At 70.2% G+C, this 17,887-nt stretch carries 13 protein-coding genes and 1 pseudogene; 5 read left to right on the top strand and 9 right to left on the bottom strand.

The genetic code is table 11. The features are described from left to right. Positions 1-12: 12 nt before the first annotated feature. The 5 genes from ACOFKW_RS02875 to ACOFKW_RS02855 all read right to left on the bottom strand — a co-directional run bounded on the left by ACOFKW_RS02875 (position 13) and on the right by ACOFKW_RS02855 (position 5,909). Positions 13-1,338: an NAD(P)/FAD-dependent oxidoreductase gene (locus ACOFKW_RS02875; protein WP_419815850.1), complete on the bottom strand. Its 1,326-nt coding sequence runs from the start codon at positions 1,336-1,338 to the stop codon at positions 13-15. Further along, positions 1,338-2,522 carry an alanine racemase gene (locus ACOFKW_RS02870; protein WP_419815849.1) on the bottom strand — a complete coding sequence of 395 codons (1,185 nt, stop codon included), beginning with the start codon at positions 2,520-2,522 and terminating at the stop codon, positions 1,338-1,340. Before ACOFKW_RS02870 ends, ACOFKW_RS02875 begins: the two co-directional genes overlap by 1 nt. A 37-nt stretch (positions 2,523-2,559) precedes the next feature. Further along, positions 2,560-3,765: a DUF1624 domain-containing protein gene (locus tag ACOFKW_RS02865; protein WP_419815848.1), complete on the bottom strand. Its 1,206-nt coding sequence runs from the start codon at positions 3,763-3,765 to the stop codon at positions 2,560-2,562. A gap of 216 nt (positions 3,766-3,981) precedes the next feature. After that, a complete protein-coding gene (locus ACOFKW_RS02860) occupies positions 3,982-4,995 on the bottom strand; it encodes an LLM class flavin-dependent oxidoreductase (RefSeq protein ID WP_419815847.1) in 1,014 nt (337 codons plus the stop codon). Further along, positions 4,992-5,909, bottom strand: coding sequence for an ATP-grasp domain-containing protein (locus tag ACOFKW_RS02855; protein WP_419815846.1), 918 nt, complete (start codon positions 5,907-5,909; stop codon positions 4,992-4,994). The genes ACOFKW_RS02860 and ACOFKW_RS02855 overlap by 4 nt, the downstream gene beginning before the upstream one ends. A 1,253-nt stretch (positions 5,910-7,162) precedes the next feature. Between ACOFKW_RS02855 and ACOFKW_RS02850 the strand changes: the two are divergent. Next, positions 7,163-7,261, top strand: a pseudogene (locus ACOFKW_RS02850) (PEPxxWA-CTERM sorting domain-containing protein); the annotation flags it as partial. Between the two features lie 7 nt (positions 7,262-7,268). Next, on the top strand, positions 7,269-9,143 hold the full coding sequence (locus ACOFKW_RS02845) for a tetratricopeptide repeat protein (protein WP_419815845.1): 1,875 nt from the start codon (positions 7,269-7,271) through the stop codon (positions 9,141-9,143). A gap of 1 nt (position 9,144) precedes the next feature. On the opposite strand, the gene ACOFKW_RS02840 is transcribed toward ACOFKW_RS02845, so the two are convergent. Both ACOFKW_RS02840 and ACOFKW_RS02835 read right to left on the bottom strand, forming a co-directional pair. Further along, positions 9,145-10,947, bottom strand: a complete 1,803-nt coding sequence (locus ACOFKW_RS02840) for a hypothetical protein (protein WP_419815844.1) — start codon at positions 10,945-10,947, stop codon at positions 9,145-9,147. A gap of 100 nt (positions 10,948-11,047) precedes the next feature. Then, complete coding sequence (locus ACOFKW_RS02835) at positions 11,048-11,545, bottom strand: TspO/MBR family protein (RefSeq protein ID WP_419815843.1); 498 nt, start codon at positions 11,543-11,545, stop codon at positions 11,048-11,050. 45 nt (positions 11,546-11,590) lie between these two features. On the opposite strand from ACOFKW_RS02835, the gene bchI reads away from it, so the two are divergent. From bchI to bchO, 3 genes are all read left to right on the top strand, one after another. Then, on the top strand, positions 11,591-12,604 hold the full coding sequence (gene bchI, locus ACOFKW_RS02830) for a magnesium chelatase ATPase subunit I (protein WP_419815842.1): 1,014 nt from the start codon (positions 11,591-11,593) through the stop codon (positions 12,602-12,604). 292 nt (positions 12,605-12,896) lie between these two features. Next, positions 12,897-14,597, top strand: coding sequence for a magnesium chelatase subunit D (locus tag ACOFKW_RS02825; RefSeq protein WP_419815841.1), 1,701 nt, complete (start codon positions 12,897-12,899; stop codon positions 14,595-14,597). Then, a complete protein-coding gene (bchO, locus tag ACOFKW_RS02820) occupies positions 14,594-15,481 on the top strand; it encodes an alpha/beta fold hydrolase BchO (RefSeq protein WP_419815840.1) in 888 nt (295 codons plus the stop codon). Before ACOFKW_RS02825 ends, bchO begins: the two co-directional genes overlap by 4 nt. On the opposite strand, the gene ACOFKW_RS02815 is transcribed toward bchO, so the two are convergent. Together ACOFKW_RS02815 and crtD are read right to left on the bottom strand one after the other, a co-directional pair. Beyond that, on the bottom strand, positions 15,441-16,013 hold the full coding sequence (locus ACOFKW_RS02815; RefSeq protein ID WP_419815839.1) for a hypothetical protein: 573 nt from the start codon (positions 16,011-16,013) through the stop codon (positions 15,441-15,443). The genes bchO and ACOFKW_RS02815 overlap by 41 nt on opposite strands. Positions 16,014-16,363: 350 nt before the next feature. Beyond that, on the bottom strand, positions 16,364-17,884 hold the full coding sequence (gene crtD / locus ACOFKW_RS02810; protein WP_419815838.1) for a 1-hydroxycarotenoid 3,4-desaturase CrtD: 1,521 nt from the start codon (positions 17,882-17,884) through the stop codon (positions 16,364-16,366). Positions 17,885-17,887 lie beyond the last annotated feature (3 nt).

The raw sequence follows: 17,887 nt of genomic DNA, 5'->3' as shown, positions 1-17,887 counted from the left end.
TCCGACCCGGCATCAGAAGTCCGCGACCTTGCCCCAAGCCGAGGCGCGGAAGCGGTCGGGATGATAGGGCTTGGGGTCGATGAACGGCACGCTGCCGCCGGCCATGTCGGCGATCATCTGGCCCGCCCCCGGACTGATGCCGAAGCCGTGGCCGCTGAACCCTGCCGCCAGGATCAGTCCCGGCAGTTCGGCCGCCTCGCCGATGCTGGGCACGCCGTCGGGGGTGCTGTCGATATAGCCTGCCCAGGTCGCGGTGACCGGACGCTCCTTCAGGATCGGGAACAGGTCGATGGCGCGCTGATGGGTGATCTTCGCGGTGTGCTTGTCGGCCTTGGGATCGAGGATCCGCATCGCCTCCATCGGCGTCGGCCGGTCGAGCCGCCAGCGCCCCAACCCCTCATGGCCGGAGCGGATGCCTTCGAGGCCACCCGGCGCGAGGCTGCGCCAGCGCCGCAGGAACATCGGCAGGAACTGCGGCGAGAAGCGCAGGAACTGCGCCGTCGGATCGACCCGGCCGCGCCCGCTGATCGCCAGCATGTAGCTGCCGTTGCTGCGCTTCGTCATCGAGACGCCGACGGTATGCAGCGCGTCCGGCAGGTCGCCGGGGCCGGGTCCGACGGCCAGCCCGGTCTGCCGCACCGTCGCCTGCGGGAAGCGGATGCCGTACTGCCGGCAGAACGACGACGCCCAGGCACCGCCCGCCATGATCGCCAGCGGCGTGCGGATCACGCCGCTCTCGGTGACCACCGCCGAGACTCGCCCCGCCGAGGTCTCGAGGCCCCGCGCGGCACAGCCCTGGTGGACAGTCCCGCCGTTGGACATGATGGCGCGCGCCACCGCGGGCGCGGCGCGACCCGGGTCGGCGGTGCCGTCGGTCGGCGAGAACACGCCGCCCAGCCACGGCTTACCGGTCGCGGCGCCGCGCTGCGCCGCCTCGGCGGAACTCAGCATGTGCGTCGTCACGCCGACCGTCCGGGCGAACTCGCCCCAGCGCGCCCAGTTGGCGATCTCGGCTTCGTCGTTGCTGAGATACAGCAGGCCGCAGCGCCGGAAGCCGGTGTCCTCGCCGGTGTCGATCGAGAACTGCTCCCACAGGTCGAGCGCCCTCGTCGCCATCGGCAACTCGCGGGCATCGCGGTTCTGCTGGCGGCACCAGCCCCAGTTGCGGCTCGACTGTTCGGCGCCGATGCGACCCTTCTCGACCAACGCGACCTTGAGGCCCTTTTTGGCGAGGAAATAGGCGGTGAAGGCACCGACGATGCCGCCGCCGATGACCACCGCGTCGGCGGACTCGGGCAATTGCGGTGTCGTCTCGACCAGAGTCAGGGGTGCAGGCATTACCAGCCTCCGAACCGGGGCCATTCGGCCTCGACGACAGGGGATGCGCCGCGCACGACGTGATAGGCCGGATGCTGCGCCCCGGTCGAGCAGGCGTGGTTGGGCAGGATGCGGACGCGGTCGCCGATCGCCAGGTCGGGCAGCACGCCGCTCGATCCGGGGCGGACGGCAATGACGCCGTGCTCCTGGTTGGCCTCGACGACGATCAGGTCGGGGTAGGGCCGTCCCGTCAGGTCGCAGACGACGCCATAGCCCTGGTCGACCGCCTGCTTCGCCGTACCGCGGTCGCGCGACATCGCCATCCAGCCGGCGTCTGTCAGGATCCAGCCCTTGTCGCGCTGAAAGCCGATGACGGTAGCGAGCACCGATAGCGCGATGTCGTCGACGGCACAGACGCCGATGCCGGCCATGACCAGGTCGAAGAACACGAACACGCCGGCACGGACCTCGGTGACGCCGGTCAGGTCGGTGGCATGATGCGCCGTCGGGGTGGAGCCGATGCTGACGACCGGGCAGGGCAGGCCGGCGGCTCGCAGCGCCTGCGCGGCCTCGACCACGGCGCGGCGCTCCTCGTCCGCGCAGGCCTGCAGCGCCGCGTCGCCGCGAGCGCCGTAGCTGGCACCGGCATGGGTGAGGACGCCGCGCAGTTCGGCGCCTTGCTCGATCGCGCGCCCGATCGCGACCAGCGTGTCGGTGGCACCCGGCAGGACGCCCGAGCGGTGCCCGTCGCAATCGATCTCGATGAAGGCAGGGATGCGGACCCCGGCACGGCGCGAGGTCGCGGCAACAGCATCGGCCTGCTCGACGGTGTCGAGGACGACGGCGAGGTCGACGCCCTGCGCCTGGAGGTCGAGCACCCAAGGCAGCTTGTCGGGTGCGATGCCGACGGCATAGATGATGTCGGCGACACCGGCGGCCGCGAACACCGCGGCCTCCTTCAGCGTCGACACCGTCGCCGGCCCGGCTGGCGAGGTCATCACCCGCCGCGCGACCTCGACCGACTTGGCGGTCTTCAGATGCGGGCGCAGCGTCACGTCGAAGCGCTGCAGGCGATCCCGCAACCGGGCGATGTTACGCTCCATCCGGTCCGCGTCGAGCACCAGGCACGGCGTCGCGCAGCGGTCCAGCGTCAGGTCGGCGGCGATGGTCGGTCGGTCGAGCGTCATGGCATTCGGCACGAGCATGTCTTCCCTTGGTCGGTCTTCGGCACGCGCGTCGCCCTCAGAAATACTTGAGCCAGGCGATGTCGCGCCGCCGCCGCTTCAGCCGCGAGAACCACACGGTCGGCAGGTACAGCGGCACCAGCAGCGCGACGTACCAGACCAGCACCCAGTTATAATTGTCGAACGCATAGAACTTGCCCTGGTTGGGGCCCCAGATCGCCAGCGCGCTGTGGTACAAGATGCGCAGCACGCTGAGGTGGAAGATGTAGAAGAACATCGGCGCCGCCCCGAACACCGCCAGCGCCGCGACCAGCCGCGATGTCCGGATCCGCTCGAACAGCACCAGCACCAGCGCGCCGCCGCCCAGCGTGACCAGCAGGAACAGCAGCGACGGCGGGTATTTGGTCAGCGAGATGAAGCCGATGAGCGTGCGGACCGGGTCGCCCTCGATGACCGCCCACGGCTTGTCGCCATAGCCGTTGAGCAGGCGCAGCGCGACGAACGCCACCAGCATGCCGAAGCCCAGGAGCAGCAGCATGCGCTCGCGCTTCTCCGGCGGCACCTCCGGCCGGAACCACGGCCCGATGCCGAAACCGAGCGAGATGACGCCGAGCCACGGCAGGATCGGATAAGTCGTCTTGGCGACGAAGCCGAACGGCAGCGCAAACGTGTCGCGCTGGTGCAGCATCGCCCACAGCGGAAACAGCGTGTCGCCCTGCACCAGCCGGATCGGGTCGAGCAGGTTGTGGAAGCACACCAGCACCAGGCCGAACGCGATCAGCGCCGGTCGCGGCAGGCGCATCAGCACGCTCAGCGCGATCATGCACAGGCCGATGCACCAGATCACCTGCAGCCAGAAGGTCGGCTGCGGCACCACCCCCCAGTACAGCGGCGACAGGAAGAACACCTCGATCGCCATCAGCAGCGCGCCGCGCTTGAGCAGGTAGGAGGTGGTCTCCTGAACCGTATGGTTGATGCTGAACAGATAGACGCCGAGGCCGGTCAGGGCGACGAAGATCGGGGCGCAGAAACTCACCGCGAAGCGCGCGAAGCCGATCGCCGGCAGGATCAGCCGCGCATCGACCGGGTCGCTGACGGGCACATGGATGAACCAGGTCTCGCGCAAATGGTCGAGCAGCATCAGCACCATGACGAAGCCGCGCAGTGCGTCGATGTTCTCCAGGCGGGTGCGCGCCACCGGCACCGCCTTGCCCTGGGCCCCGGAGTGGATCGACCCGGCTGCTATCGAAGCGTTCCCCGCCATCTGCTGTCCCCAAGTACCGGCCTGCGCCTGATTCTCCGATGATGACGGCGTTCGACAAGCTTTGGCTGCCGAGATTGCACCGCCCGGGGCCGCCTCCTGCCGCCGTTCGCAGTCACCGCGGGAGAATGTACCGCACGGCGCCGGCAAGGGCGCCCCGGCTCGGCACGCCGGCAGGATGATCGGTGCCGCCGCGTCGAGGGCGCGACCCCGGATCGGTCAGGGCGCGATCACCTGCGCGGCAAAACGCTCCATCTCCTCGGCCTGCGGGCTCATCTGGAGGAGCAGCAGGTCGAGGCCCGCCGCCTCATATTCGGCGATGCGTTCCTTCAGCTGCTCCGGCGTGCCGACCAGATTGGGGCGCAGGCCGCGGTTCGAAACCGAATATTCCTGGATGCGCAGCTCGCGCTCCAGCTGGGTGCCCGACAGCCACTGGTCGAAATTGGCATAGCCGGCGGGCAGTTCGGCGACCGTCGTGATGCGTTCCAGGTCGCGCTTCGCCTCGGCCTCGGTGTCGCGGACGATCGCATAGGCCGCCATGCCGAAGGTCATCGGCGACCCGCCGGCCTCGGCGCGGCGGCGCTTCATGTCGGCGATCTTGGGCGCGATCGCCGCTACCGGGTCACCGTGCATGACATAGGCGTCGCAGCGACCGGTGATCATCGCCTTGGCGGTCTCGCTCTCGCCGCCGGCGTAGATCACCGGCGCGTGCAGCGGCTTGGGCGCGCAGATCGCGTCTTCGGTGCGGTAGAATTGCCCCTCGAAGCTGAACTTCTCCTCGCTCCACAGCCCCCGCACGACGTCGAGCCACTCGCTGGTGCGGGCGTAGCGATCGTCGTGCTGGTCGAACTGCAGCCCGTATTGCCGCGCCTCGTCGGCCCACCACGACGACACGACATTGAGCGACAGGCGCCCGCCGGAGATATGGTCGATGTTTGCGGCGGCCTTGGCGAACAGCGCCGGCTGGTGGAAGTTGGGCCGGACCGCGACCATGATCTCCTGTGTCCGGGTCACCGCCGCGATCGCCGCCGCGGTCGACCAGGCATCGAGCGCCGGCTCCTCGATCCCCTTGATGTCGTTCAGGTTGAGCTCGGCGATCAGCGTCAGGTCATAGCCGATCTGCTCGGCGCGGACGGCAAGGTCGCGGGCATAGTCCCAGCTCGCGGTCATGCCCTCGTCGCCGACGTTGCGCAGCCAGCCGCCGAACACCGGCATCCAGTAACCGTATCTCATGGCCGCGCCTCGACGATTACCTGTTGCAGCCAGTCGACCAGGTTTTCGTGCGGGTCCCAGCCGAGGACGTCGCGCGGGTTGGCGACGAAGTTGGACAGTGCGTTGATGTCGTAGAAGCGCGGCGTGCCGTCGGCATCGTCGATCATCACCTCGATACCGCCGACATCGAGGCCCGCCGCCCGCGCGATGCGGTCGGCGGCATCGATCAGTGCGGCGGGTGGCTCGGCGCGGGTGATCGTCACCGATGCCTTGCCCGGCTCGACCAGGCAGGCATCGGCGGGGCACAGGTCGAAGCCGCCGCCGCCATCGATATCGATGGCGTAAAGGAAGCGCCCGGCGAGCGTTTCGAGGCGGGTGACGCGGCCGCCTCGCGCCGGCACGAAGGCCTGGACGAGCAGGACGCGGTCGATACTGTCGGGGACGCTGCCGTCGCCGATCGCCTGCACCAGCGCGTCACGATCGTCATAGCGCACGATGCCGGCGCCCGACCCGCCGATGTTGGCCTTGACCACCAGCGGATAGCCGATCGCCTCGGCCGCTGCCGGCAGGTCGGCGGCACGGTGCACGACCCGCGTCCGCGGGATCGCCAGGCCGAGCGACGACAACAGGCTCAACTGCCGCGCCTTCGAGGCATCGAGCGCCAGCACCTCGGGACCGTTCAGCACGCGCGCGCCGCTCGCCTGCCAATGCGCCAGCAACGACTGGGCATAGAAGATCGGATGGTCGGCCTGCCGCAGGAAGCTCGACATCGCGATACGGTTGAAGATGACGGGAGCGGGGGGCGTCGACACGCCCGGATCGAAGCCGTGGTCCTGCGCCTGGATCGCCGCATAGTCGACGCCGCGCCGGTCGAGCACCGCGAACAGCGGGGCGAACCAGGCCGGGTGTTCATACAAAAGCGCGATCTCGGGCATCAGGCATCCTAGGCGGGGGCCACGTCTATTGGGCAAGTCGAGGCGGCGTTGCAGTCGAAGCCGGGGCAGGTCGGCGTGGCGGCGAGTCGAGCGGCGAACGCCGATCGGCCCGGGTGCTCAACGCCCGCGTCGGCATTCGGCTGCCACGCTCGCCGAACGCGATTCTGGGTCAATCGACAACCGGTAAGTTTTATGTACATTCAATTAACCTGTTCCGCTGCAAGGAGACAGTCGTGCGTCCGTTCACACTGGTCGTCGCCGGCCTCTTTTTTGCCCCGCTGGTCGTTGCCGCTGGCGCGCAGGCGCAGGTCACTGGGATCGTCACCGAAAGTACCGCGTCGCTGGTCTTCAGGCCCGACGTCAACGGCGTCCCGATCCGCCAGGATTACAGCGGCAACGTGCTGTCCGATTCGTCGGGCGATGCGAATTTCGGCTCGGGCGCAAGCTTCGCCTCGACATCGAACCTCGCCCCCGGCGTCGTCGAGTTCAAGAACGGCAATGCGTCGGCGGGCATGTTCGTCTATTCGACGTCGCGGACGCTGGTCGATATCAGCTTCACCAACGACGGCGAGCGCACGGTCCGCCCGACGCTGCATTCGACGATCGCGCCGGCGGGCCTCGGCCTGTTCGTCGCCGGCGACTGCCAGAGCAACGTCGCCGGGTGCAGTATCGACGACAGTTTCGCCGGCGACTTCCGCACCTTCGACGACTTCAACGGCAGTTCGCTGGCGCCGGTGACCGATGCGATCGCGGGCGCGTCGTTCAGCTTCCGGATCATCGGCAACGGCGTGACACTGTACGAGCTCAAGGGCAGCGTCACCCTGACCGACGATCCGAATCAGCCGTTGAACATCTTGAGCAGCGACCTCGGCGCGGCAGCGGCGGCGCTCAACGGCTTCACTATGCAGACCGTCGCCGGCAGTCGCAACGAATATGGCTTTGGCTGGGATGCCACCGACATCGACGTCGCCTTCGCGCCGGGCACCCTGCTCGCGCCGGGCGACAGCGCGACCCTGACCTACGAGACGATCGTCGACACCTATAGCCGCGCCGATTGCTTCAAGCAGCGCACCGCTGCGTGCCTGGTCGCCTATTCGTCGTTCGGCGATCCGGTCGGGCGCGGCGGCGGCGCGAGTCCGAACCTCATGGCGAATGCACGGCTCGCCGCGGCGTCGTCGGGCCTCGCGTTCCAGGCGTTCGACTTTGCCAAGCCGACGTTCGTCGATGGCACACTGTCCTATACGCTGCTGCCGTCGGCCGTGCCCGAACCGGCGAACTGGGCGATGATGCTGGCCGGGCTCGGGCTGGTCGGCGGGGTCATGCGCCGCCGGCGGACCGTTGTCGCTGCCTGAGGAGGCCGTGACCGGGGCCGCGCCCGGCCCTCGCTACCGCGCCTTCATCAGCTACAGCCACCGCGACAACGCCGCGGCGGAGTGGCTGCACCGCGGACTTGAGGCCTATCGCATCCCGCGCCAACTGGTCGGCGCCGATACCCGGCTGGGGCCGGCGCCGGCGCGGCTGGCACCGATCTTCCGCGACCGCGACGAACTCGCCGCCTCGGCCGACCTGGGGCGGGAGATCACCGCGGCGCTCGATGCCTCGGCGTTCCTGATCGTCGTCTGCTCGCCCGCCGCCGCCGCGTCGCGCTGGGTCGAGCAGGAGATTGTCGCGTTCAAGCGCCTGCGCGGCGAGGACCGCGTGCTGGCGCTGATCGTCGCCGGCGAGCCCGGGTCGGCGGACCGCGAGTGCTTCCCGCGCGCGCTGCGCTTCAAGCTCGACAGCGACATCCCCGCGGAGCCGATCGCGGCCGACCTGCGCCCGGGTGGCGACGGACGGCGGCTGGCGCAGCTCAAGCTGGTCGCGGGGCTGACCGGCCTGCGCCTCGATGCGCTGGTCCAGCGCGAGACGCAGCGCCGCCTGCGCCGGGTCACCGCGGTCGCCGTCGCCGCGCTGGTCGGCATGGCCTGTGCCGCCGCGCTGGCTCTGTACGCCAATGCCGCGCGGCTGGAGGCCAACGAACAGCGGCGCATCGCGGAGCGCGAGTCGGCGACGGCGCGGGCGGCCTCCGACTATCTGGTCGGCACCTTCGCGCTGTCGAACCCGGCGACCGACAATCCCCGCACGATCACCGCGCTGACCATCCTCGGGCGCAGCGCGGCGCGGGCGCGGACCGAGCTGGCGAACCAGCCGGTGGTCCAGTCGCGACTGATCGCGGCGCTGGGCAAGGCGCTCAACAATCTGGGCCTGCTGACCGAGGCGCAGCAGGCGATCGAGCTGTCGCTGCCGACCATCCGCCGGGTCGGCGTCGATGGTGCCGAGGCGCAGCTGACGCTTGCCGACACCTATCTCAAGCAGGGCCGCCTCGATGCCGCCGCCGCGATGCTGCGCTCCGGCCGCGACTCGCTGGGCAGCGACCTCAAGGCCAATCGCTCGCAGCGCGCCTTCGCCGACATGACCGAGGGGCGGCTGTGGGTGGCGCGGTCCGACCCGGCGCGCGGCCTCGCGGCGTTCGACCGGGCGCTGGCGCAGTACCGCTCGGTGCAGCCACCGCAGTCGCGCAACCTCGCCGTGGCGCTGGCGAACCGTGGCATCCTGCTGTCCGACGACGGCCAGTTCGACGCGGCGGAGGCGTCGCTGACCGAGGCGCTGGCGATCAACCGGCGGACTTTGGGCGAGAACCACCTGCTCACCGGGCAGGGCTGGTTCGCGCTGGCCCAGAACGCCTTCCTGGCGGGCAAGCTGCCGCTGGCCGAGACGCGCATCGCCCGCGCGCTGGCGATCGAGCGGCGGATGCTCGACGGCGACAACCCGATCATCGCCGATTCGCTGTCGATGCGGGGCCAGATCCTGCAAGGCCAAAAGCGCCTGCCCGAGGCCGCGGCGGCCTTGAACCAGGCGATCGCCATCTACCGCGCGCGCTTCGGCGGGCCGCACTATCTGATCGGCATCGCCGAGATCTACCTCGCGCTGATCGAGTCGGAGCGCGGGCGGACGGCGGCGGCGCTGCGCATCCTCGACGACGCCAAGCTCAACTACGACGCCAGCTACGGCAAGCTCCACGCCAACCACGGCGACCTGCTGGTCAACCGCGCGACGATCCTGGCGCGCGCCGGGCGGCTGGCGGAGGCGCGCGCCGATTGCGCCGCCGGGCTGGTCATCCTCGGCAAGACGCTGGGCCCGCAGGCGAGCTTCACCAAACAGCTCACCCAGACCTGCGCCAAGCTCGCCGCCTAGCTCAGCCGACCTCGAGCTGGCGCTGCTGATGCGACGTCCGCCATTCGCCGAGGTCGCCGAACATCACCCGCGCCGCCGCCTCGATCCCGTCGGCGGCGCGCTGGAAGGTCACGCCCCCCGCCTCCAGCCAGTCCGCCACCGCCTCCAGATGGTCCGCGGTGATCTGCGAGCGCGCCGCGGTGCTGGCAAAGTCGCCCTGGACCCGGATGCCGAAGAACGCCGTGCCGATCGCCGGCAGCCCGGCCGACAGCGCGACGAACGCCCCGGCATGCGCCGCCGTCCACTCGTGCGCCAGCAGGTACGACACGATGAACGCCAGGCAGCTCAGGCACGACGCGACGAACAGGATGGTACCGGCCTGGTGCAGCCGGTGGTCGAGCCGGCGGACCGAGGCGGCGCTGCTCCGGTGATAGGCGATCTGCGGCCTGATCTCCTGCGCCACCACCAGTTCCGCCACCTCGGCGACCCTGGTGGTCAGCCGGATCGACGGCATCCCGGTGCTGCGCCAGATCCGCGCCGCATACCAGTCGACCCAGTTCGGCGCCCCGCGCGAGATCACCCGGTCGGGCTGTGCCGCACCGACCAGCGCCAGGCTGCGCATCGGCCGCAGCCGCTCCGCCAGCTGGCGATAATCGAGCCAGCGCCGGTGCCAGTTCCGCGCCGTCCCGACCCGCGTGTTGAGCACCAGCGCGATGATCGCCGCCAGTTCGGCGAACGCCAGCCACAGTTTCAGCTGCGCCATCAACAGCCCCGACAGGCCGAGCAGCACCGCGATCGCGCCGAACGCGAAGTTGAAGACATGCCCACTGCGATAGCTTTGCGCGAAATGCGCCGCCAGCCCGTCGCTCCACGCATAGGCGTTCTCGACCAGGTCGAGCGGCAGCGGCTGGCCCCCGGTCAGCGGCTCGGCACCGTCGCGAAACGCCTGCCAGTCGGCGCGCACCGCATCGGCGAACGGCGGCACCCAGAAGGTCGTGCGGTGCAGCCGCCGCGTCCCCGCCAGCGCCTGCAGCAGCGGATATTCGAAGCGCGGCCGCGCCCGGCGCTGCGCCTCCGCCAGGAATGCGGCGAGACAAGCCCGCTGGCCCGGATCGGCGGGCGGCGCGACCAGCCAGCGCACCAGCCGGTCGAACGCCGCCGCGTCGAGCGGCTGCCCCGCGACCTCGCCCGCCCGCCCGTGCGTCAGGTGCGGATCGTGCGCGCTCCACAACAGCGTCGCCGGGCGCCCACCATCGACGGGCAGGTGGATGACCGGCACGCCGCGGCGTACGGCATGGTCGATGACCTCGGCGGTGCCGCCCGGCCCGCGCGCCGGCAGTCCGTCCCAGACGCCGACCAGCACGTCGCTGTGCGCCGTCGTGGCGCGCCCGGCCAGCGCATAGCCCGACCGTTCCTCGTCGCGCAGGCATGGCAGTTCCAGCGTCCGCGTCGCACGTGCGGCAAGCGCATGGAAACGGTCGAGCACCGCGGCCTCGGTGAAGTCCTCCGCATAGATTTCCCGCCCGAACGGCAGCACGGCGTGGAGCTCATAGCCGAGGTCGAGCGCCGCCTCGGCCGCAAGCTGGTCGGCGCCCGCCGCCAGCGGGCTGACCAGCCGTAGCACCGGCGCCTGCGGGGCGAAGGCACCCGGGTCGGCGGCGTGGACGCGATTGACCGCAGCGCGAAGCTCGCCGAGCACCGCCGTCAACGCGGTTCGCAGCGCCGGCTCATGGTCGCCGAGCCAGCGATGCCCGGTGACGCCGACGCTGAACGCGAATGGTACGCACGGCACCGTCTCGCCCGTCCCGGATCGCGGCGCCGCCATGATTCCCCCTCGCTTGCCCGGGGGAATGTAAACACGAGATTAAGATCGGCGCCAGCGGGCAACGGTCGTACGTCGTCGCGGCCTTGCCTCGGCGGTCGTCCTAGCGCGGGTCCGCCACCGCCTCGCTGCGGCCGGCGAACGGCGCGTTACGCAGCACGATCGCGCGGTTGAGCACGGTCGCAAAGCTCACCCACGCCAAATACGGCACCAGCAGCCAGCAGCCCAGCGTCGACAACGGCGCCACCACGACGATCAGCGCGACCACCGAGGCCCATAGGAAAATCACCTCGACCAGCGCCCAATCCGGCCGGCGCAGCATGAAGAACAACGGGCTCCACGCCAGGAAGTACACCGCGTTGACCGCGAAGGCGATGATCTCGGCGGTCCGCGAGGCGCTGTCGCCGGCATTCCACGCCAGCACCGCCGCCGTCGCGCCGCACGCCAGGATCGCGGTCCACGCCGGGCCGAACAGCCACTCCGGCGGCTGCCACGACGGCTTTTTCAGCCCGCGATACCAGGGTGTCAGCGGCGTCGATGCGCCGCCGATCGCGCCCAGCGCGATGGCGACGCCGCCGGCCACATAGATTGCTGTCTGCATCGTCCCGATTGTCCCGCGGCTGCACCGTGTTTACACAATCGCTGCATGTCCGCACCGTTCCCATTTTCCGCGATCGTCGGCCAGGACGAGATGAAATCGGCGCTGCTGATCGCCGCCGTCGACGCGCGCATCGGCGGCGTCATGGTGTTCGGCGACCGCGGCACCGGCAAGTCGACCGCCGTTCGCGCGCTCGCCGCGCTGCTGCCGCCGATCCGGCTGGTCGCGGGCAGCGGCTTCAATGCCGACCCCGACGACCGCGGCCGCTATGCCTGCGATCCGGTCGCCGCGACCGGCAAGGCGGTCACCGGCGCGGTGCCGTTCATCGACCTGCCGCTCGGTGCCACCGAGGACCGAGTCGTCGGCGCGATGGACCTGGAGGCGGCGCTGACCCGCGGCGAAAAGCGCTTCGAACCCGGGCTCCTCGCGCGCGCCCACCGCGGCTTCCTGTACATCGACGAGGTCAACCTCCTCGACGATCACCTCGTCGACCTGCTGCTCGACGTCGCCGCCTCGGGCGAGAACGTCGTCGAGCGCGAGGGGCTGTCGGTCCGCCACCCGGCGCGTTTCGTGCTGGTCGGCAGCGGCAACCCGGAGGAGGGCGAGCTGCGCCCGCAGCTCCTCGATCGCTTCGGCCTGTCGGTCGAGGTCCGCACGCCCGGCGTGCTCGCCGAGCGTGTCGAGATCCTCAAGCGCTGCGACGCCTTCGAACGAACCCCCGCCGAGTTCGCCGCGCACTGGCACAAGGCCGACGCCAAGGTCCTGAAACGGATCGCCCGCGCCAAGGCCGGGCTCAGCGGTATCGTCGTGCCGGACGCCGTGCTCGAACTGGCCTCGCGCCTGTGCATGGCCGTCGGCGCCGACGGCCTGCGCGGGGAGCTGACCCTGATGCGCGCCGGTCGGGCACTGGCGGCGCTGGAGGCGGTCGGCACCGTCGCCCCGGTGCACATTGCCCGCGTCGCCCCGATGGCCCTGCGCCACCGCCTCCGCCGCAACGTCCTCGACGAAACCGGCTCCACCTCCCGCATCGCCCGCGCCGTCGAGGAAGTGATCGGCGGGTGAGGGGCGTCTGTCCCTCTCCTGCTCCTTCCGACCCGCACGCACGTCGCGCTGCGCTACCCCCACCCCAGCCCTCCCCACTCTCCGCTTCGCGGGGGTGGAGGGAGAAGAAAAGCGGGTCCTTTCTTCCTGCACCCTCCCCCCCCGCGCAGCGGAGAGTGGGGAGGGCCGGGGTGGGGGCTCTTGCGCTCTATATTCGGTCCCACAGAACCCCCACCCCGGCCCTCCCCACTCTCCGTTCGCTTCGCTCTCGGGGGGGGAGGGAGCAGGAAGTCGCTGAGCCGGAGCCGGCGCGGTGACCCCCTCCGTCCTTGCCTTGTTCGCGATCGACCCCATCGGCCTCGGCGGCGTCGTCCTGCGCGGCCCCGCCGACCTCGCCCGCGAGCGCTGGCTGGAGCATCTTGCGGCCTGCCTGCCCACACCACCCCGCCGCCTGCCCCCCGGCATCGACGACGCGCGGCTGATCGGCGGGCTCGACATCGCGGCGACGCTGGCGGCCGGGCGCGCGGTGGCGCGGGGCGGCTTGCTGGCGGAGGCGGACGGCGGCGTCGTCATCGTCCCGATGGCCGAGCGCCTAGACGATCGCATCGCCGGGCAGTTGGCGGCAGCCCTCGACACCGGCACCGTCCGCATCGAGCGCGACGGCGCGACCCTGGCGACGGCGGCGCGCTTCGGGCTGTTGCTGCTCGACGAGGGCGTCGGCGACGACGCGCGGATCGCCGAGGGGCTGGGCGAGCGACTGGCCTTCGCGGTCGAGGCGGCGGACGATCTGGATAGCGGCTTCGATCCGGCCGGGCTGATGGACGCGATCGCGGCGGCGCGGGCGCGGCTCGGCGGCATTGCGCCACCCTCGACCGCGGTACTGGAGGCGCTGTGCGAGACCGCGATGGTCCTCGGCGTCGCCTCGGCTCGGGCGGGCGTGCTCGCGCTGCGGGCGGCGCGCGCGGCGGCGGCGCTGGCCGGGCGCGATGCCATCGGCGAGGCGGATGTCGCGGTGGCGGCGCGGCTGGTGCTGGCGATACGCGCGACCCGACTGCCCGAAATGGAGGCGGACGGCGATGCGCCCAAGCCACGCGAAAACAACGCCGATAACGCCGGCGATAGCGACGAGGATCGCGCCCCCGGTGCCGATGCGCTGACCGAGATCGTGCTGGCCGCCGCCCGCGCCGCGATCCCGGCCAATCTGCTCAAGGCAGCCGGAGGGCGGACGCGACGCCAGCGCGGCGGCAGTGAAGGCGGGCGCGGCTCCGGCGAGCGTCGTGCCTCGTGGCGGCGTGGCCGTCCGGTCGGGGTGCTGCCCGGCGTGCCGGGAAACGGGCGCCGGCTGGCGCTCGCGGCGACCCTGAACGCGGCGGCGATCTGGCAGCGGGTGCGGCGCGCGCCGGGCTCCAGCGCCATCGTCATCCGCCGTGACGATCTGCGGGTCAGGCGCTTCGAGACGCGTGCCGAGACGACGGTGGTGGTGCTGGTCGATGCCTCGGGCTCGGCGGCGGTGGCGCGGCTGGCGGAGGCCAAGGGTGCCGTCGAACTGCTGCTCGGCCAGGCCTATGTCGAGCGCACCCAGGTCGCGCTGATCGCCTTTCGCGGCACCGGGGCGGTGCTGGCGCTGCCGCCGACGCGGTCGCTGACCCGGGCGCGCAACGTGCTGGCGGAACTGGCGGGGGGAGGGGGCACGCCCTTGGCCGCGGGCCTCGATGCCGGGCTGGCGCTGGCGCTGGCTGTGCGGGCGCGCGGGCGGACGCCGCGGGTCGTGCTGCTCACCGACGGGCGCGGCAATGTTGCGCGCGATCCGGCGGCCGGGCGGGCGCAGGCGACGGCGGATGCCGATGGTGCGGCGCGGGCGCTGGCGGCGGCGGGGATAGCGGTGCTGCTGATCGATACGGCGCCCCGGCCGCGCGCCGAGACTCGCGCTTTCGCCGCCGTGATGGGGGCGCGCTATCTCGCTTTGCCGCGCCTCGACGCCGGGGCCGTCGCGCAGGCGATCCGCGCCGCATGAGCAAGCCCGACTGGTCGGTGGACGGGCGCGACTGGCCCAATCGCGAGTCCAGCCGCTTCGGCACGGCGGGCGGGATGCGCTGGCATGTCCAGGTCGCCGGGGCCGGGCCGGTGCTGCTGCTGCTCCACGGCGCGGGGGCGGCGACGCATAGCTGGCGCGACCTGCTGCCGCTGCTGGCGCAGGACTTCACCGTCGTCGCGCCCGACCTGCCGGGGCACGGCTTCACCGCGACGCCTGCCGCCGCCGGGCTGACCATGCCGGGCATGGCGCGCGGCATCGCGGCATTGCTTGCGGAGCTTGGGCTGGTGCCGGATGCCATCGTCGGTCATTCGGCGGGGGCCGGGATCGCGCTGCGCATGGTCCTCGACGGGCTGGTGCCGCCGGTGCCGCTGGTCAGCCTCAATGGCGCGCTGCTGCCTTTCCCCGGCATCGCCGCGCGGCTGTTCCCCGGCATCGCGCGGCTGCTGTTCGTCAACCCGCTGGTGCCGCGCATCCTCAGCCTGCAGGCGCGCCAGCCCGGCGCCGTCGAACGCGTCATCAAAGGCACCGGCGGCACCATCGATGCGCGCGGTATTGCGCTGTATTCGCGACTATTCGCCCGCTCCGGCCATGTCGCCGGGACACTCGGCATGATGGCGAACTGGGATCTCGAGACGCTGCGCCGCGACCTGCCGCGCTATCCCCGCACCGCCGCCCTGACCCTGATCGCCGCCGCCGGCGACACCGCCGTGCCGCCCACCGTCTCGCGCCAGGTCGCCGCGCTGATCCCCGGCGCCGATCTCCGGCTGCTGCCCGGGCTCGGCCATCTGATGCACGAGCAGGACCCAGGCGAACTCGCCCCGCTCATCCGCGCCGCGGCATCCGGAACGGCAGCATCGCCTTGACCAGCGGGTGGCGGAACCGGTTCAGCGACAGGCTCTCGTGCACCGCCAGCGCCGATTCGCCGAACATTCGCGTCGCCAGCGTCGACCGCGCATAAAAGGGCGAATCCTCCCAGGTCTTCAGCACCGTCGCCTGCCCGTCCTCGGCCCGCGTCGATCGCGGCACGCGCCACCCGGTGCGCGGCAACATCACCCGCGGCGGTGCCTCGACCCGCCGCGCCGTGCCGCTGGCATCGAACCCCAGCGCCAGGTCGAACGCCGACCCGTCGCACCGCACGCCCTCGTAGAACACCACGGTATCCTTCGACAGATGGGCTCGCGACCACTGCCATTCGGCGAACCCCGCCTCCAGCGATTCCCGGCCGGTGTTCGCGTCGATATAGCCGGTGCCGCTCCAGCTCAGCGCCGGCTCGGCCAACTCGACCTCGACCCGAGCCCGCGGCGCCACCGGCTGCCAGACATGGCTGCCCCGCGCGTCCAGCTGAAACGCCTCGACGTTCAAATTCTCGGGGATTATCCGTGCCTTACCTCTCAAGCGCCGAGGAATTGGGGCTCCAATTTCGTCAAATTCCACCACCAGCGCATCATTTTCCCAGCTCATCCGGCTCGGACCGATTTGCAGTCCATATTCATCACGCCAAAGATCGCGCCGCCCCCGCTCGGTCATCGCCCAGCGATTTCCCCCCGGCCCATAAAACGCAACATTCATCGCCACATGATCGAGCGGATCGTGCCGCCCCTCCCACCAATAATAAGGCGAGAAAACACTCCCGATGAACGCAATAATGGTCAGCCCATTCCGCCGATCATCGCTCAGCGCATCGACGTACCACCAGGCATAACCCTGAGCATCGACCAGGGTATCGAAGCGGGGACCATGGCTGCCTATTCCCCGCGCCAGTCCGCAAGCACCGCCGCTGCCGCCTGGATTCCCGACAACGCTGCCATCGGCACTCCGGCGCCCGGATGCGTCGCTCCCCCCGCCAGATACAGACCGCGGACTTTGGTCCTCGCCCCCGGCCGCCGAAACGCTGCCTGCGAACCATGCGTCGCCGCGCCGTACAGGGCTCCTCCTGTTCCCGGGAACATTGATGCAAAGGTCGATGGGGTCGCCAGCGTTCCCGCGCTCCGGTCCAGCGTCAGGCCGCAGCGTGCGAGCTGTGCGAAAGTCGCGTCTGAACATGACTCGATCTCTCCTTGCGTCGGATGTCCAACGTCGCCCAAGGCTGGGGCGTTGACAATGATCTGCAGTCGTTCGGCATCAGCAAAACTCGCCGTGTGGCTTGCGCTTCGGTCCTGAGCACAGATGTAAACGCTCGGTTCCGATGGCAGCTTGCCCACCGCAAGTTCGTCGAACTCGCGCTTATAATCGCGCGAAAAAAGGACATTGTGACGCACCAGGGGAAGGTCTGTGGCGGGCGTGAGAAGTGTCCAGACCAAAGCCGACAGCGACCGTGTTGCACTTGCTAATCTCGGCACGGCTTGCGCTACTGACTCGCCGAGCAAGCGTGAAGCGAGAGCCTGTGGGTCGCCATTGAATACGATCACATCGGCTTCCAGGAATTCGCCCGAGACTAGCGATACCTTTTCTGGTGCAATAGCTTGAACCGCGGTGCAGTATCGAAACGTTATTGACAATGCGCTCCCGATATCTTCCAGCGCCCGAGCGAGCGCGTACATTCCCTCATCAATCAGCCAGACACCTGCGGCCTCCACTGCGGCAATCAAACTGAGTGTTGCAGGTGACGCGAATGGGGACGAACCGGAATAGGTTGCGTAACGTCCGAATAATTGACGTAACCGATCATCCTTGAAGTGAACGCCTAGCCGGTCCCAAAGTCGGGCGTACGGATGGATCGCGATCAGATCGGAGATGCGCCGGATTCCGATCCGAGTTGTGAGCCCGAGGGGGCCCGTCGCTGCGCGGCGCAGGAATGGCTCGTCCAAGGTCGATAGCATGCGTCGCGCCTCCGTCATGAAGGCTAAGAACCCGCGTGCCTCGGATGCGCCGGCGAAAATTCCTATGGCATCGGCGCTAGCAGCTTCGTCGGCGAAAAGGTCGAGGCGTTCGGTGGCGCTCCATGCGTGGCGGGCGAGGATGTCGGCTTTGGTCAGGGTGAGATAATCGTCCAGCGCGAAGCCGCAGGTTTCGAAGATCTCGTCGAAGACCCAGCGCATTGTGAAAACGGTCGGGCCGGCGTCGATCAAGGCGCCGCCGACGTCTACCTGGCGGAGTTTTCCGCCGGGAGTGGCGGCGCGTTCGAGGACGGTGACGGCGCAGCCTTGAGCGGCGAGCAGGGCGGCGGCGGTGAGGCCGCCGATGCCGGCGCCGATGACGATGACTCGGGGTTGAGGCATGAGCCAGCATTGCAGAGCGGTGACGCGGCAACAATCCCGCGGCATCATGGG

Source organism: Glacieibacterium sp. (genome assembly GCF_965200405.1).
Taxonomy (GTDB): domain Bacteria; phylum Pseudomonadota; class Alphaproteobacteria; order Sphingomonadales; family Sphingomonadaceae; genus Glacieibacterium.
Note: the sequence above shows the minus strand (reverse complement) of the source record. Positions and strands in the feature narration are given on the sequence as shown.